19 protein-coding genes are annotated in these 17,184 nt (G+C 41.7%); 5 read left to right on the forward strand and 14 right to left on the reverse strand.

Features of this window, described 5'->3' with window-relative positions; translation table 11 throughout:
- Positions 1-9: 9 nt before the first annotated feature.
- Positions 10-1,017, reverse strand: coding sequence for an asparaginase (locus IEW05_RS23805; protein WP_188542376.1), 1,008 nt, complete (start codon positions 1,015-1,017; stop codon positions 10-12).
- A gap of 238 nt (positions 1,018-1,255) precedes the next feature.
- Between IEW05_RS23805 and IEW05_RS23810 the strand changes: the two genes are divergently transcribed.
- From IEW05_RS23810 to IEW05_RS23820, 3 genes are all read left to right on the forward strand, one after another.
- Entirely contained in the window at positions 1,256-1,663 is a 408-nt protein-coding gene (locus tag IEW05_RS23810) for a YtxH domain-containing protein (RefSeq protein ID WP_188542377.1), read from the forward strand.
- 147 nt (positions 1,664-1,810) lie between these two features.
- Entirely contained in the window at positions 1,811-2,131 is a 321-nt protein-coding gene (locus tag IEW05_RS23815; protein WP_229753720.1) for a DUF5665 domain-containing protein, read from the forward strand.
- Positions 2,132-2,146: 15 nt separating this feature from the next.
- The gene (locus IEW05_RS23820) at positions 2,147-2,371 is read left to right on the forward strand and encodes a hypothetical protein (protein WP_188542378.1); all 225 of its coding nucleotides are present in this window, start codon (positions 2,147-2,149) and stop codon (positions 2,369-2,371) included.
- Between the two features lie 95 nt (positions 2,372-2,466).
- On the opposite strand, the gene IEW05_RS23825 is transcribed toward IEW05_RS23820, so the two are convergent.
- The 10 genes from IEW05_RS23825 to IEW05_RS23870 all read right to left on the reverse strand — a co-directional run bounded on the left by IEW05_RS23825 (position 2,467) and on the right by IEW05_RS23870 (position 13,264).
- Positions 2,467-3,240, reverse strand: a complete 774-nt coding sequence (locus IEW05_RS23825; RefSeq protein ID WP_188542379.1) for a sigma-70 family RNA polymerase sigma factor — start codon at positions 3,238-3,240, stop codon at positions 2,467-2,469.
- Positions 3,237-3,689, reverse strand: a complete 453-nt coding sequence (gene rsbW, locus IEW05_RS23830; RefSeq protein ID WP_188542380.1) for an anti-sigma B factor RsbW — start codon at positions 3,687-3,689, stop codon at positions 3,237-3,239. Before rsbW ends, IEW05_RS23825 begins: the two co-directional genes overlap by 4 nt.
- Before the next feature lie 28 nt (positions 3,690-3,717).
- Entirely contained in the window at positions 3,718-4,044 is a 327-nt protein-coding gene (locus IEW05_RS23835; protein WP_188542381.1) for an STAS domain-containing protein, read from the reverse strand.
- Between the two features lie 69 nt (positions 4,045-4,113).
- Positions 4,114-5,760, reverse strand: a complete 1,647-nt coding sequence (locus tag IEW05_RS23840; protein WP_188542382.1) for a response regulator — start codon at positions 5,758-5,760, stop codon at positions 4,114-4,116.
- An 18-nt stretch (positions 5,761-5,778) separates the two neighbouring features.
- Positions 5,779-6,651, reverse strand: coding sequence for a CheR family methyltransferase (locus IEW05_RS23845; RefSeq protein WP_188542383.1), 873 nt, complete (start codon positions 6,649-6,651; stop codon positions 5,779-5,781).
- A 51-nt stretch (positions 6,652-6,702) separates the two neighbouring features.
- On the reverse strand, positions 6,703-10,362 hold the full coding sequence (locus IEW05_RS23850; RefSeq protein ID WP_188542384.1) for a response regulator: 3,660 nt from the start codon (positions 10,360-10,362) through the stop codon (positions 6,703-6,705).
- Entirely contained in the window at positions 10,359-11,528 is a 1,170-nt protein-coding gene (locus IEW05_RS23855; protein WP_188542385.1) for a SpoIIE family protein phosphatase, read from the reverse strand. The genes IEW05_RS23850 and IEW05_RS23855 overlap by 4 nt, the downstream gene beginning before the upstream one ends.
- Positions 11,529-11,687: 159 nt before the next feature.
- Positions 11,688-12,032 carry a YflT domain-containing protein gene (locus IEW05_RS23860; protein WP_188542386.1) on the reverse strand — a complete coding sequence of 115 codons (345 nt, stop codon included), beginning with the start codon at positions 12,030-12,032 and terminating at the stop codon, positions 11,688-11,690.
- A 93-nt stretch (positions 12,033-12,125) separates the two neighbouring features.
- Positions 12,126-12,668, reverse strand: coding sequence for a hypothetical protein (locus IEW05_RS23865; protein ID WP_188542387.1), 543 nt, complete (start codon positions 12,666-12,668; stop codon positions 12,126-12,128).
- A gap of 89 nt (positions 12,669-12,757) precedes the next feature.
- Positions 12,758-13,264, reverse strand: coding sequence for a DUF948 domain-containing protein (locus IEW05_RS23870; RefSeq protein WP_188542388.1), 507 nt, complete (start codon positions 13,262-13,264; stop codon positions 12,758-12,760).
- Positions 13,265-13,524: 260 nt separating this feature from the next.
- Between IEW05_RS23870 and IEW05_RS23875 the strand changes: the two genes are divergently transcribed.
- Complete coding sequence (locus IEW05_RS23875) at positions 13,525-13,689, forward strand: DUF1328 domain-containing protein (RefSeq protein WP_188542389.1); 165 nt, start codon at positions 13,525-13,527, stop codon at positions 13,687-13,689.
- Between the two features lie 80 nt (positions 13,690-13,769).
- Here the strand turns inward: IEW05_RS23875 and IEW05_RS23880 are convergent, their stop codons facing one another.
- Positions 13,770-14,342, reverse strand: a complete 573-nt coding sequence (locus IEW05_RS23880) for a hypothetical protein (protein ID WP_188542390.1) — start codon at positions 14,340-14,342, stop codon at positions 13,770-13,772.
- A 126-nt stretch (positions 14,343-14,468) separates the two neighbouring features.
- Here IEW05_RS23880 and IEW05_RS23885 point away from each other — a divergent pair, with 126 nt between their 5' ends.
- Positions 14,469-14,795, forward strand: a complete 327-nt coding sequence (locus IEW05_RS23885; RefSeq protein WP_188542391.1) for a hypothetical protein — start codon at positions 14,469-14,471, stop codon at positions 14,793-14,795.
- Between the two features lie 106 nt (positions 14,796-14,901).
- Here IEW05_RS23885 and IEW05_RS23890 read toward each other — a convergent pair whose 3' ends face one another.
- Both IEW05_RS23890 and IEW05_RS23895 read right to left on the reverse strand, forming a co-directional pair.
- The gene (locus tag IEW05_RS23890) at positions 14,902-15,915 is read right to left on the reverse strand and encodes a C40 family peptidase (RefSeq protein WP_188542392.1); all 1,014 of its coding nucleotides are present in this window, start codon (positions 15,913-15,915) and stop codon (positions 14,902-14,904) included.
- Between the two features lie 314 nt (positions 15,916-16,229).
- On the reverse strand, positions 16,230-17,102 hold the full coding sequence (locus IEW05_RS23895) for a cation diffusion facilitator family transporter (RefSeq protein WP_188542393.1): 873 nt from the start codon (positions 17,100-17,102) through the stop codon (positions 16,230-16,232).
- Between the last annotated feature and the right edge of the window lie 82 nt (positions 17,103-17,184).

The raw sequence follows: 17,184 nt of genomic DNA on the forward strand, positions 1-17,184 counted from the left end.
GCGCTGCCGTTATGCCCATTCCTCCAAGGAAAATGCTGCCGTGGCATGACCCACTTCTACACCCGCATCGTTAGTTATTTTGGAAGTAAAGACATTACGTAACTTCTGAATGGTTTCCTTATTCTTATAATCAAGCTGCTGTAGGATTTCCAGAACGATCATTCCCCACTCTTCCTCTGAACCATCCGACACTTTAAAAGAAATCCCCAGACGTTCTTCCCGTAGCGCAAAGGCATACACACCTTTGAACCCTCCTTTAGCAACAATATTGGAGTCTTCCAAGAGGATAGAGTCAACTCTGCCCCGGCCCGCAACTAGCTGAGGATAGCTGTTCATCGCCGTAGTTATCGTTGCTGCTGCTGTGGCAGTTGCCGGATCTGCAATCTTATCCGGACAAGCCAGCTTCATATATGCAGTTGCAAGAGCGGACAGAGGTAAGGCGAATACAGGAAATCCGCAGCCATCAATCCCACGACCGATTTTGTCAGTCGGAAGCTGACTCAAATAGGAGAGTGTATCCACAATTTCTTGTTGAACCGGATGAGCAGGATCATCGTAGCCTGTAAGAGGATATCCCTTCATTTTGCAATAAGCCAATACACCCAGATGTTTGCCAGCACAATTGTGATAAAGACGGCGGCGTTCTCCCCCATTACGGAGTAATGTCTCCCTTGAGACTCTATCTAGCGGCAAGCTTGGAGCACAAACCAATCCATCTTCTTCTACTCCAATTTTTGCGATCAAAGACTTTAAGGTCTCTACATGCTCTTCCTCTGCACGATGAGATGCAGCCATAATAGCCACTTCTGCTGGTTTTAAACCAAATGACTCTATAATTCCCGCCCGGATGCCCGGAATAGCTTGAATCGGCTTAGCTGATGAACGTGTAAAAGCAACGTAGTGCGGATCTCCAGCGTATTTAACCACTCGTCCTTCTTCGTTCACAATACTTATATGACCGCGATGAACACATTCTAATAGTCCGCCGCGGAATTCTTGTATCAATAAAGTATCCATTTTACGTCACTCTCCTCTAATCCCTATTTCCATCAATACAGTATAGTACACTACCCTTTCTCTGGCTATTGATTCTAATATATGTAAGGTTATTTTCTTGAATTAAGGGTGTGTTCAAAAAGTCAGATACCTCTATAAGTGTTCACGTCACTGTTTCAGTCCATACCGTACTCGTTTATATAGAAGTAAGCAAGTCACACAAAACATAGAAATTATCATATATAAGGAGTGATTGATAATGAATAAAGCAGAGACAGAATGTCCGGTACAAAGTGGTTCAACATTCACTAAAGGCCTGATCATTGGAGGTTTACTTGGTGCAGCGGCAGCCCTTCTATACGCGCCAAAACCTGGACGAGAGCTACGGAGTGACCTAGCAGAGAAAGTCTCCACCGTTACAGACAAGTCTAAGGAAATTGCCACCACAGTTGGAGAAAAGACTACTGACCTAGCGAAAAGCGTAACAAACCAGACAGCGGATCTTGCCAAAACGGTAGGATCGAGTGCTGGAGAGATTATGTCAAGTGTAAAACAAGCATCGGCAAATGTTGCTGACGATGTCAAACAAGCTTCCGCTAACATTACTAGAGATGCCAAAAAGGCTTCGGATGACGTAGCTGATGATGTGAAGAAAAACATCGGATAATATAAGGCATCGAATTGCGCCCTCTCCATTATGAGTTTTTAAAATGATGAATCGGGCTGTCCAAGGGAATAGCCAGCTCGTGAGCTGGCTATTTGTCGTTTAAAAATCCTCATTTGGATAATATGCCCTGAATAAAGGAGGATATCAGTGGAAACCTTACAACGATATGATTCAAAGGAACACCCCTTCGAGCTAAGACATGAGGTGAAGCACTTGAATAGCCGACTGAATGACATTTCTCATTTGCTAGAGAAATCAGACTTCAAAGATATTTTAGAAAATTATGCTGATCCAAAAAAACGATTATTTACAAACTTCATGGCGGGTTTGTCTCGCGGTCTAGGCCTTAGCGTAGGAACCTTCGTCGTTCTTGGTCTACTCGGTTGGATACTCACACTATTTGTTGATCTACCCATGGTCGGTGACTACATTAAGGATTTACAAGATTACATCAAAACAAAACCATAGCAAAGGAGTGATTCCATGAGCTCGAACAATCCCGAAGATGAACAAGAGCAATATGTAAACAAGCAGATTCGTGAGGCCAAGGAAGGGGAGCTGCCCAAGCATAAGGATATTTCAGTAGCCGAAAATGGTTCTATGATTAATGATATCGACGATTTAATTCAGCTCAGTGAAGATATGGAGGAAATGACCACTGAAACTCAAGACAAAGATCACGGTCTTGTCTCTGATCCTGAGCAATAATGAAAAACCAAAACAACCTGAGAGTATGGATACACTCTCAGGTTGTTATTTTTTTATATGATAAACCGCCAAGTAACCCTTACCTCGATTCGTACTCAATATGAATTCAAATTAGTCATAATCAGTTTAAGCTTCTCTGTTGCCCTCTTCTGGATACGAGACACACTCATTTGGGACACACCCAATTTCTGGGCGATGGATCGTTGGGACTCACCGTCCTGAAAAGCAAGCAGCATAACCTCTTGTTCCTGTTCCTTCAGTTGGTTCAGCGCTTGTTGTAGGTCCATCCTCTTCTCAACTGCATCGTAATCGTTAGCTTCCGAACTAATTAGTTCACCTAACGTTGCTGCGCTTTCGTCCTGAGACAGTGGAGAATCAAGTGACACATAATGATAACATTCTCGGCCAGCAAGCACTTCAACCGTTTCCTCCACGGAAAGATCCAAATACTCCGCGATTTCTTTTACGTCGGGCGAACGTTCCAATTTGATTGTTAACTCATCTATCGCATGCTGTACGAGAGCTCCCTTTTCTTTGATTCTCCTAGGCACTTGAATATACCAGGACTTGTCCCGCAGAAAGTTCTTCATGTGCCCAATCATGCTCTTCATAGCATATGGTTCGAACGGAATACCAAGTTCCATATTGTACTGCTTAAGCAGCCGAATCAGCGCCATTTGTCCTACCTGATACAGGTCCTCATAAAGATCGGGACGATTGCGTGATATTTTACTTGCCGCCATTTTGACCATAGATTCATATTTTTTAATCAATACCGTGGCAATTTCATTGTCCTCAGTTCGTTGATATTCCCTAATTAGTCGCGTCGACTTCTCCAAAGATTCGGGGGTAGTTGTCCTATCACTCATACGGCTTCCTCGCTCTTCATCAACCGCCTAGTCATAATCACCTTGGTCCCTTGACCAACATTTTGGACAACACTTACATCATCCATAAGTGCCTGCATGAGATAGAAACCAAGCCCACCAATTTGGACTTCATCTAGTTCTTTATCATGCAATGTTGCATCTTCACCTACCTTACCCCATGAATCGAAACTCTCACCGTTATCGCCAACTGTAATTGACAATACTTCATTTGTAATTTCAAAGGTGACTTCCATAATCCCTTGTTCTTGCTTATAGGCATAAAGAACTGAATTGTTACAAGCCTCGGATACCGCAACTTTCATATCTTCAATTTCTTCATAGGAAAATCCCATTTTGGATGCTACACCATATAAATTTAATCTAACAATATCAACGTACTCAGCCGTAGCTGGTAGGCTTAACACCACTCTTTGAACTTCGTCTTTCATACTTTCTCGATCCTTCCTATTGAAAATTCTATTGTACTGTAAAAAACTTAGAGATCCCCGTCATATCAAACAACTTCTGAATCTGATCTGGCACTTCCTCAACAAGAAAACTAGCCTTCATTCCATGTCTAGCCTTTAAGATGGATAACAAAATTCCAATTCCCGTACTATCAATGTAATTTAGATCTTTCAGGTTCATGGCCAAATTTACTTTCTCATCCCCAACGAGTGGCTCCATCAATTCACGAAAATCTGGAGCTACAGAGAGATCAAACTCCCCGTTCAAGTACACGGTGCACGTTCCATTCTTCAACTGCGGCGTTGCAGTAAACTTAACATTTTTATTTGTATTCATAGACACTCTCTCCTGAAATATGTTTTCTTTATATATAACCCTGAAGTAATAGCTCTGAAACAAATCAAATTAAGAAATACTTATCTTAGGTGAAGCAGCGTTATTTTTTCCCAAAATATTCTTAAGGGAGCTCAGTTGGATGGGCTTGCTTATGTAGTCATCCATACCAGCAAGCAGACACTTGCTCTTGATTCCATCCATTACGTTAGCTGTCATAGCAATAATTTTTGCTTTTTCCTTTCCATCTTCGCCGGTTCTAATTTGCTGGGTTGCTTCCAATCCATCCATGACTGGCATTTGTAAATCCATAAAGATAAAATCATACCCATTACCCTGTAATGCCTTTTCAACGGCCTGTTTACCATCCTCCGCCACATCACAGTGATATCCAAGCTTACGAAGCATACTTACCATAAGTCTCTGATTAACGGGATGGTCATCTACCACCAGCATCCGTTCTTTATCCATGGATAAATCCATGGGCGATATACGTCTAGAAGCAAAAACTGTATCTCCAACCTCTTCATACTGGTGTACAGTAATCGAAAAGGCAAAAGTGGCCCCCTGTTCCTCCATAGGTTCCACTCTAATCGTCCCCCCCATCATGTTCACCAGTGTACGGCATATCGCAAGTCCCAGGCCTGTTCCTCCATATTTCCGTGTCATAGATGAATCCAATTGTGAGAATGGTTGGAACAATCGATCGATCTTGTTACGGGCGATACCAATCCCTGTATCTTTGACCGTAAATTCCAATATATATTTATCCTCACTATCTGTTTGAGAAGTGACTACTAAATAAACACCACCATGATCGGTAAATTTAACCGAGTTTGAGATCAGATTAATCAATACCTGCCGTAGTCGGCCCATATCTCCATACAGTATAGTAGGAATATTCTCATCAATAAAATACATCATTTCTAACCCTTTGCGACTAGCATCTATAGAGAACAATTGGAAAACTTCTTGAACGCCCGTCCTTAATTCAAATGGACTCTCTTCCAATTCCAACTTGCCAGATTCCATCTTGGTGAAATCAAGGATATCGTTAATGACCGTAACCAAAGTATCCGCACTGTTACGGATAATCTCTGCGTACTCTTTCTGCTCCCCTTGAAGTTCTGTCTCCAGCAATAGATCTATCATCCCGATAACTCCATTCATCGGTGTACGGATTTCATGACTCATCATTGCAAGGAATTCTGTTTTGGCCTTTGCGGCAATCTCAGCATTCTCTTTGGCTTGAAACAGCTCTTTGTTAATGCGCTCAAGCTCAAGCGTTTTTTGATGAAGCAGCTCACTTTGCATTTTATGTCGTTGATTTGTAATGTACATATCGACAAAACCTTCGATCTTGGACTTCAAGATTTGGGGGATAAATGGTTTCACCATATAATCAATCCCCCCGGCCGAATATCCAGCAAACAAGTGCTCGACTTCTTTACTATTGGCCGAAATGAAGATAATCGGAATATCTCTGGTTCTATCGCGTGCCTTAATTAGCTTAGCCGTTTCAATACCGTCTATTCCCGGCATTTGCACATCAAGGACGATCACGGCGAAATCCTTCTTCAATAGTTGTCGTAAAGCCTCTTCACCTGAAGTGGCTTTGACCAGATCATATTGCTGGCTCTCTAACACCGCTTCCAAGGCCATAAGGTTCTCGGGACGGTCATCTACCAGCAAGATGGAGATCGGTTCTTCAACCTTCATGGAAACCTCCTACTTTGATTACTTGATTTTTCGATATATTTTTTCGCGTTGATCCAAAGCTTCGTAACATTCGCCATAACCCGTAAATTGTGTAGATTCCTTAGAACCCAATACAAGTACTCCAAAATGACTCAAGCTATCATACAGTAGGCTATGAACCCGTTTACGTAAGGTCTCATCAAAATAAATCATTACATTTCGACAAAAAATAACATTAAATTCATTAAAGGAACGATCCGTAGCCAAATTATGCTCTGCAAAAATGATGTTTTTACGAAGGAAGGGTTGAAAAATGACTGAATTATACTTCGCAGTATAATACTCAGACAAAGAGCTAGTCCCTCCTGCTTTAATATAATTTTCACTGTATAATTTCATTTTTTGGATTCCTACAATGCCCTCTTTGGCCATCGCTAACGATCGGTCATTCATATCAGTAGCATAAATTCGGGATCTGTCATACAATCCTTCTTCATGCAGTAATATAGCCATCGAGTATACCTCTTCGCCAGTCGAACAACCTGCATGCCAAATCCGAATATAGGGATAAGTTCGAAGTATAGGAATGATCTTCTCACGAAAAGTTCTGAATAACTCAGGATCCCGGAACATCTCGGTAACTGGAATCGACAAATTGTATACGAAACGATCGAAGCTCGCACGGTCATGCAGTACCTGCGCCTGAAGCTCAGAGATGCTATTCAAATGCTCGGCGTAGATATGATGCCATATCCGTCGCCGAAGAGACGGTAGCGCATAATTTCGAAAGTCATATCCATACATGCGATGAATCCCCTCAAGCAAGAGTTCCATCTCAATCATCTCAAGCTCGCCTTGATTCTCATCAAATACATTATTCTCTTCTAGGTTGGTGAAGTCGTTAGATGTCATTGATTCAACTCCATTAATTCATAGTTAATACTCATTACCCTTTCGTGTAGCTTACGAATACAACCATACACGCATAAGGGACAGCAATTGATCACTCTGAATTGGTTTCTTCACGTAATCAGAGGCCCCAGCTTCAATACACTTCGACCGATCCTCCTTCATCGCCTTAGCGGTCAGAGCGATAATCGGAAGTTTACGGAACTCCGGCATTTGCCGAATACGAGTCATCGCTTCATATCCGTCCATTTCCGGCATCATCATATCCATCAGAATCAGATCAATATCTCCCTGTTCCTGCAATACCTCGATCGCTTCCCGTCCGTTCTCGGCAAAGATCACATTCATCCGGTATGCCTCCAACACACTAGAAAGGGCAAACACATTACGTACATCATCATCAACCAAAAGTATTTTCTTACCTTCGAATAACTCTTCCTTGTTATGAAGCTTTTGCAGAATACGACGCTTCTCCACTGGAAGATTTCCCTCTACGCGGTGCAGGAATAGTGTTGTTTCATCCAGCAATCTCTCTGGTGATTTCACGTCTTTGATAATGATCGACTCAGCATACTTCCGCAGCGTCGTCTCTTCCTTATAGTCCAAATCTTTGCCTGTATAAATAATGATCGGTAGGTCGTTTAAGTTTTCATCATCACGAATCTGATCCAACAGTTCAAATCCTGTCATGTCCTTAAGCATTAAATCAAGCACCATACAATCGTAATGCTTCTGACGTAATTGTTGTAATGCTTCGCCACCGGTAGGTACTGCTGTAATGACCACATCATCATGGCCGATAAGCTCAATGATAGAGTTACGTTGAATCTCGTCATCTTCTACCACCAGCAACTGCTTCAGACCCTTCTCCGTATAAGTTTCAATATAAGAGAAAGCCCCCTCTAATTGTTCTCGAGAAGAAGGTTTGCGTAAGAACGCAATGGCCCCCATCCTAAGTCCCTGTTTAGCATCATCAACTACTGAAATAACATGTACCGGTATATGGCGAGTTTCGGCATGACTCTTCAGCTCACTAAGAATCGACCATCCATCCATGACTGGCAATTGAATATCAAGAATAATAGCATCCGGCAAATACTGCCTAGCTAGCTGAAGTCCCTTGTCGCCCTGGATCGCAACTAATGTTTTGTATTCATGCTGGCGCGACATATCTACTAAAATCCTAACGAAATGAATATCGTCTTCGATGATAAGCATGACTTTGTCCCCTAAGACAATATTGTCACGATCATCCTCAATCAGACTTGTTACTGACACATTCTCATTAACTTGTAGTGAAACCTCTTGATCAAATGACCCGGAATGCAATGCACGGGTTGGAGCAACCTGTTCATCTGCAATAAATAGTGATGCATTGGCCTCCTTCGGAAGGTACAGTGTGAAGTCACTTCCTTCACCTTCGATAGATTGCAGCGCAATACCACCACCGAGCAGCATCGAAAGCTCCCTACTAATTGACAGTCCAAGTCCTGTGCCACCGTACTTACGGCTGGTTGTACCATCGACCTGTTGAAATGCTTCAAATACCAAATCTGCCTTGCCCTGTGGTATACCAATTCCTGTATCTTTCACACTCAGTGCCAAAAACTCTTGGGATCGATCCAAATAAATCGGTACTTCCGCAGGCACTGCTTCTCTTATACTGAAAGTGACCTCTCCTTCAGTTGTGAACTTAAATGCATTCGACAGTAAATTTCGAAGTATCTGTTTCACTCGATACCCGTCTGTCACAATTTCAAGTGGTACGGTTTCCTCTATCTCCATACGCAGACCGATATGTTTGCTCTCTGCTAAGGGACTAAAGTTCTGATCAACAAATTCGCTCAGGTCCTTCACACTGACGGTTTCACGATTGATCTCCATCTTCCCAGCGTCTACCTTCGATAAATCCAAAATTTCATCGATCATTCTAAGCAAATCGCCACCCGACATATGAATCGTATGCGCATATTCGACTTGTTTCGCTGTCAGATTATCCTCTTTGTTCTCCGATAGCAATTGCGACAGAATGAGTAGACTGTTTAAAGGGGTGCGAAGCTCATGAGACATATTCGCTAAGAATTGAGACTTATATTTACTTGTAACAGCGAGTTGGGCTGCATGCCGCTCCAATTCTCCTTTGGTCTTCTCAATTTCCTTGTTCTTCTCTTCTACAGCTAGCACCTGTTCTTCCATTGCACGAGTTCTAGCAATTAACTCCGTATTGAAATGCTCTAATTCCTCCTGCTGACGTTGCAGTAAATCTTCGGAATTGCGGAGCGCTGCGGTCTGTTTCTCCAAATTTTCATTCGAACGCCTGAGATCATCTTGTTGGCTTTGAAGTTCTTCAGACTGAACTTGAAGTTCCTCAGTCAACGTTTGCGACTCACGGAGCAATTCTTCCACGCGTAGACGTCCATATATGGTATTAAGTATAATGCCGAGGTTACTGGTTAAGTCCTCCATCAACTCTTCCTCAAGCGGTGTGAATTGATCAAAATTAGCAAGTTCAATAACACCAAGCAATTCGTCCTCAAATACAACAGGTTGAATAAGGATATGCGCAGGTTTTGATTCTCCGAGGCCAGAACGGATGGACAAGTAATTGTCAGGTACTTCTTTAAGGGAAAGCGGCTTCCTGTCCAGAGCTACTTGTCCAATCAAGCCCTCTCCTATTTTAAATACATCTCGATGTTTCATATCCCCATCTTTTGCATAAGATCCAACGAGATCTAAGTACTGTGGATTCTTCTCATCCCTACGGATATAGATCGCCCCAAAGCGCCCACCAAGAATTGGAGTAAATTCATTAATGAATAATTGCGTTACTTGTTCTAGTGAGTTAATTCCGTGGAACAATTCCGTAATCCGAGCCATGTTTGCATTAAGCCAAGTTCGATCTTTTTGCTGCTGTATAAAATTCGCCTCGAGCTCCCGCTTTTCCTGAAGATCCTCCGACATTTCTTGAAAGACGCGAGCAACATCACCTATTTCATCTGTTGATGGGACTGAAATGGCCCTAATTTCATCAAATTCACTCTTGCCGAAATGTCTCATCATCAGGTTGACTGTATTCAGTCCACGTCCGATGCTCGGAATCACCCAAAGGACAACACCAAGCCCTAATAGAAGTCCAAGACCAATGATCACAATCATGACTTGAATGGATTCCTTGTAAGCTTGTTCAGCCCGATTAATATCGTCCTCAATCTGGATATCCTGGTATTGCTTCATCTCATTTAGAATATCAAGGAGATTATTCTGAACCTGTTGCCCTGTCGATATACGATAGGCGTTAGCATTCTTATAATCACCCGTGGATAAATAATTCAAAATCCGTTTCTGATAGCTCACAAAATCCTGATTAGCTTCATCAATTACAGTGACCATTTTATGTTCTTCCACTGTGACAGCATCATTTTGAATCTGGATGAAGAGATCTGCAGCCGACTTATTCTTCGTTTCTAACCGATCCTTTTGCCGTTCATAATAATCATCATCTTGCATTTGCAATATATTAGTTAAAATACGAGCCGTATCATTAATCTCCCCACGCAAACTCGTTGAATTCTTTATCTTCATATAGCGGTTGTTATATAAGGTATCTAATTGATCATTCATATACGTTAACCTATCGTATGCGGTGAAGGTCATGACCAAGAGGATGACCATAAGGGAACTAAATCCAATGACTAGCTTATTCTTGATTTTCATACTATATTTTCTCCTTTTTCAAGTGAAATCCACACCAGACATTTGTCATCCTCACGCTCCTGAGGAAGCCCCTCTTCAAAAAACAGACTCTGCATTTTCTCTTTGTCCAGCGTATGATTACCTTGGAGGGTGTCTTCCAGAAGTTGAATTTGCTCCTCCTGACTACCCGGTAAAACCTCCAGCAATCCATCTGTATATAACACGATATGCCCATTCCCTTCATAAGGAATCGTCACGGTATTCGCCTCAATTTTATCGAATAGTCCAACGGGAGGACATACCGTATTCAGTTTCGTTACCGAGCCATCCTCGTGAAAAAATAACCCTGGTGGATGTCCTGCATTCACATAATCTATCTTGTTCAATCTTGTATCCACCACTAGATAGATAGCCGTGAAGTAGTATTGAATCAATTGATCTTCAATACACAATTGATTGAAACGACGATTCAATTCCTGAATGACTTTCTCTGGTTCGACATATGTATTCACAGTTTCTTTCAGCATGGATGCAATAAACATACAGAAGAGAGATGAGGAAATACCGTGACCCATGATATCTAATAGAATGATTCCATATCGGCCTTCACCTAGTGAATACCATGAATACAGATCTCCTGCTAACTCGTAGGAAGGTTTGTATAGCGCATCAATTTGCACAAGAGGATCCGCTATAGGTGCACTTAATACGGCATTTTGAACCAAAGCAGCAAGCCTCAATTCACTTTGAATTCGTTGATCTCGCTCCTTATGCCAATCCTTCTCCCTCTTTAACCTTAGTGCAAGACGTATTCTAGCCATAAGCTCAACCTTATTGATCGGTTTTGTCACATAGTCGACTGCACCAGCATCTAGTGCTTCTGCCAGCTTCTTAGAATCACCTACAGCTGTAACCATAATGATCGGAATATCCTTCAAACTATCATATTGTTGAATAAGACGACATGCTTCAATGCCATCCATTTCAGGCATCATCATGTCAAGCAGAATAAGGTCAATATCAGAAGACTTCGGGGCCTCATCTTGTCCAGGGTTTGGCACTCCAAGCCGCTCAAACATTTCTTTTGCAGAAGATGCAGAGAGCATGTTTTTATGCTTCTCTTTTTTTAATATTTCCCTAATGATTAAAGTATTGGTGTAATTATCATCAACAATTAGAATTTTCATAACATTTCTCCTAGTTTTTTAAAAATTTGCTAGTTTATCATTTCATCATAACATATGGAATTGTGTACTATTTCAAAAACATAGATAAGGAATGGGAGAAATTACTCCCATTCCTTATTTATGTTTTTGAATGTATGAGTCAGTTCTATAACCACGACATTAAGGATTTTGTCTTGCTATAACAAGCACTTTCCCAAGGTCCAGCTCTTTCTCATAGAACCCAGCTTCTGCTTCTGTAAATCCAAGAGAAACGATCTTGGCCCTTAATTCATCCCCACGTGACCGGAAAAGGTTAGCGATAGTATCAAATACCCCTTCTTCCTTAATGCCGATTTCTTCAGCATTTGCACTCTCTGCAATCCGCTCGGTTTGATCCTGATTATGGGCTAGAACAAAAATTTGTTCTGAAAGATACCCCGTCGCCCGAAGCTCCTGTACCGTTTCCACAGCTTGTAAACCGTTCTGCACCACTTTAACATATGATTTATTAACTATTGAACTCATAATCCTTCACTCCTTTTTTTGTAGTAATGAGATCGTTGGGTATAGTACCATTTTTCATTACCCGGATGCTAAAGGTTTGAATCAGATTATTTTCTATGACACGTTATCATCAAACAAATCTACTCCGACTATTTCTCTGGAGGATGGATCTCGATATATTTTCAGAGCTACTGGCCCACGAGTGTAGACATCTCCGTCTTCTGCCAGAAAGTCGGGTTTACCAAACACATGAAGTAACGATTTCTCCTGTAACGATACCCATACTCCGTTAATTTTGATCTTCTCTGGCGCAGAATCAGCATGTACATAGTAGACAAGATCATCAGACAGCCCTACTGTAATATCTTCATATTGATATTCTGTGTACCCTGTATAACGATCATGAACTATAGCATCTGGGTTGCCTTTCTTCTCCAAGACAGCCCGTAGATCATCATTTAAGGAAATATCATTCATGGATTCTAGTGAATCCATCGTATTTACTCCAATATCCTCAATTTCTGCAGATAATGCTGGAGACGGAGGTTGCCATACAGCAAGTTTCATCGTGGGCTGTAATAGTTCTTCTGCAGCAACTGAATTCACATTGGTATAAGGATACAAAAGTCCAAATAGTAGAAACAGTACATTTAGCATGATTCTCACCCTCTCTGGAAACTTATCGTTATCCCGGCTCTCCTAACCGTCCCCGTGCGGACATCATCTTCTTATTAAATTAAGGACAGTTACGAACGGTATTTCTGCCATATGACTGCCGCAACATCAACCAACTTAATCCACTCCACTTTTTTCTTATCGCCGTCTGATTCCGGAATCGCTGCAGCGTTAACTGGTGCTGTCAAATTGTCCGGTGTAACAGCTGCTACATTCGGAACAGGGGCCGGTTTAGCTTTAGTACTTACAGGAGATTTTTTAAATCTTTCAATCATTGAAGTTGAAACTTGCTTGGCAGCAAGTGACACTTCACTTAGAACTTCACCTACATTTTTAACCGATTCAAGTACAGGGTCGATTTGTTTCATCTTATGCTGTACATCCCCTGTAATATCATTTGCTTGTCTTACCACCTGCTTCACTTCATAACTTAGCTCGTCAATCGTTTTTTGAACTTCCTCCAACGTTTGCGATGTCTTATCCAGTGACTTCTCCGCTGCTTTCAATGTTTTAATAAGGAAAACAACAAGTACAACGAATGCTACTGCAATGAGTGCAAGGCTCAGTTCCCAAATCATACACGTTCCCTCTCTTTCCTTCCCAATGGATCGATACTCCATAGTTACCCTAACGCTTTTGACCCGAAACAACCAGGATCTACCCCAATTATGTAAAGCAAAAAAATTTGTTTCAGGCTGGGATGGCCCGGTTAATTACATCTACAAGCGAGGATGCCTAATTGTCACTGATACCTTCCGCATAGGTATCTTTACACGAAGACATCATCACTTCATAGCTCCACTATACAATAATTTAATATGAAAGAGGGGTGATTATCATGTTAAAATGGTCAGCAATCTTTCTGGTGATAGCACTGATCGCAGGTGTGTTCGGTTTCTTCAACTTGGTAGCGGCTGCCGCTTCCATCGCCAAAGTCTTATTCTTTATATTCCTTATCCTATTTGTTGTTTCACTAATAACCGGCAGAAGAAGCTCACTTTAACTATCCAAAGAGATATGAAAAAGGTTAGAACATAGAAAAAGGCGGCCACTCTTCTAGAGAATGGCCGCCTTTTTCTATGTTCACAATGTCTGAAGATAATTTAAAATTTCCATTAGATCAACAGAGATCCTTACCTTCACATCATGTCCTTCAAAGTTCACCTTAGTTATTTGAATAACCTCCGGTAAATAAGTACTTAAATCAACAACAATAGGTTCTAAACCTAACTTCTCCGCTGGAAGTGGCAATTGCTTAACATGTAGAGAAACTGGTGTTAAATATAATTGACCCGTATCGTACTCCACCTCATATTCTACGGTTCCACCCGCGATTAGGAACCCCCACTCTGCATTGAAATCGATACTTAATAGATTTCCATTTAAATGTAGCTCAGCCCCTACAATTGAAACGGGGATATCTTTCTTTGCTAGCGCTTCAGCAAGTCCCTTTTTAGCTAAGTTATTCAAATCGGCCTCAGTGAAGGTAATCTCAGGCTGACCTGTCTTTACGATTTGTTGTATTTTGTCCTTCCACACGATATCGGTGTAACTCATATCCAGCGTTTGGGACGGCCTTATATATAACACAGCAGCAGTCAATATCAGCACGATCAGAATCAGAACTACTCCCAATCGTAATCTACGTCTCCCCATCTTTCTTCCCTTCCTCTCTTGTTGTCGTTTAGCCCTTTGATTGTTTAAATGATGATTCGTTCATCGTTTTCCGGTTTATTACTATTATACGAACACAGCATAATCCAAAATAAGGAGGAATACCCAATGAAAAGTTTAGCTGCTATCACTGCTTCTGTCATTTTGACCGCTACCTTCGCAACCGTCGCGTCAGCAAATGAGGACGTAACTCCTATTCAATTGAATGTGGACGAACCTATCGTTAAATCAACCGAAGTTTCCTTCGCTCCTAATCCAATTGACCTCTTAGCAAAAACCTCTTTCTATGCTAGTCCTGACGGAACTGAATGGGGTGCAATCTCACCTCAAATGGTTCAGCCAACCGGAATCGTGATGAACGATTGGGTGGAAATTTACACTTGGCTAGGTAAAGCATGGATATACTTACCTGATTTCGAAATTAGCTATTACTAGCATATACTATACTTAAGAGCTGTTTCCACTAAAAACGCTCCACGGACTAAAGGATCTCCCTTTTTCCGTGGAGCGTTTCTATATAATCTGATCTATTGACCATGCTTTATTTCAAGACGCTTCCGCCATATAAGAAACGGTGAACCCAAGCCCCGTCCAATTTATCGACCAATACTCCCCCTGATTTAACGGAATACGTATGAAGAACTTGTCCGTCACCGAGATACAGGGCAACATGCGTAATTTTCTCATTATCTTTGTTAATACCTTCATAAGATGACGCTGAGGAACCTTTGTAACTCATAAAGAACAACAAATCTCCTCTTTTCAACTTATCGATATTATAAACCGCGGTACCATTGTTCTTGATCCACGTCCCTTGCCCACGGGAATCGGCAGGAAGTACAATATTCAACGCTTCTTTGTAGGCTTGTCTTACAAAAGCAGAACAGTCAAACGTAGTTGTCGTATTTCGATCTGAACCATATTCGTAAGGAGTTCCTAAATACTTCATACCTGTCTTGATTACCTTCTCTACTTGTTCCTTCACACTACCTGATGAATCTGGTGTAGGGGCAGGCGCTACTGTGCCACCATTGATCTTAATGTATTTATCCGATGAGCTTACATATCCTACTTCTTTATTACTTGTCTGTACCTTATAGAAGGCGGAATTAGCTTGCTCTAATATCGTCACGCTAGTTCCTTTCTTCACCAAGGTTATGATCTTCCCCGATGTAGAGGGCTTGTCACGTAGATTTACTCCACTAACCACCAGTCCTTGTCCCAAACTAGGTACTGATGGTGATACTTCATTTTCTCCACTCACGCTAATATATTTATCCGATGAGCTTACATATCCCACTTTCCCATCGCTTGTCTTCACTTTATAAAAATAGGAGTTGGTCTGCTCCAGAATCGTTACATTGGATCCTTTCTTCACCAAGGTAATTATCTTCCCCGATGTAGAAGGCTTGTCACGTAGGTTTACCCCCATATTAATATAGCCGCTCTTCGTCGCTTGGGCTGTTGCACTCGCCGCTGATGTCGATTTCGGGGCTGCGGTATAAGAAGTAAATACAATTGCACTTAATAAAAGAATTGCCATGCTGCGTTTCATAGATGTCCTCCTGGTTGTTGTGTCTAGCTATATTTAGGTGATTTTTGTGTCTTTCCTCCTTTCATTGGACTTGTCACCATTATATCCCTTGTCGGAGATTGTCTAAATCCGTCGTTTTTCGTGTTATTATGTAATATTAGGTCTTTTTACCTGCATTTCCAGAAATATAAGTTATGTCTTTTTACCTATTTTTCTAAATTTTTACTCTGCATAAATAGAGTCTCTGATTTTTTTAATTTTCGTGCAAATAAAAAAAGACATACTTAGCTGTTACCAGCTCGTACGTCTTCTCTTCCACTGCTCCTTAAATCCATCTATTCTATTTTTGGCTCCACATGGACGTGGACGCTCAGTACATTTTTCTGGATTTTTCTCATTTTCTCTTCGACTCGATCACTAATCTCATGGCTTTCCATGACCGTCAACTGTGGATCAACCTCGATAACAACATCAACAAGCACACGATTACCATGAACGCGGGCCTTCAGTTCTCTAATCCCTTCTACACCCTGAATACGTGCAATAGACCCACGTAAATCCCCTAACTCTTTCTCATCAAATCCATCACTTAAACGATGCGTCGAGTCAGAAAAAATATCCCACGCTGTCTTACAGATAAGTATACCGACAGCAATTGCAGCCACGATGTCGAGCCATGGCAAGCCGAACTGAGCACCGATAATCCCTACGGCCGCCCCTACGCTGACCAAGGCATCTGAGAAGTTATCCTTCGCAGCAGCCATCAATGCCTGACTGTTGATCTGTTTGGCCAATTTACGATTGTATAGATACACACCCCACATCGCCACAGCACAGATCAATGCTACAAAGGCTGAACGCACATCAGGTTGTCCAGTCTGTTCCTCAAATAATGAACGAACAGCATCAATGATTACCTGGAACCCAACCATTGCCATAATGAAGGAGGCAATCAGCGCAGCAATCGTCTCTGCCCGGAAGTGCCCATAAGTATGATCCGAATCAGGTGGCTTCTGGGAAATACGCAGACCAATTAATACCGCTACCGAAGCAACGATATCCGTTAAATTGTTAAAACCGTCAGCCTGCAAAGCGCTTGAAGCAAATAAATAACCGCAAAATAACTTAAATGCGGATAATAGCAAATAAGCCACTATGCTGACCCACGCACCACGTTCCCCTTTGCGTATGTCCTCATATATGTCCATGACCCGCACCTCCAAATTTCTCCCCTAGAATAGAAGAAACAAAATCGTTTAACCATCTTAGCAAATGTTAACCATGTGGGTC

Origin of the sequence: Paenibacillus segetis (genome assembly GCF_014639155.1) — a bacterium.
In the GTDB taxonomy this organism is placed as follows: Bacteria; Bacillota; Bacilli; order Paenibacillales; family Paenibacillaceae; genus Fontibacillus; species Fontibacillus segetis.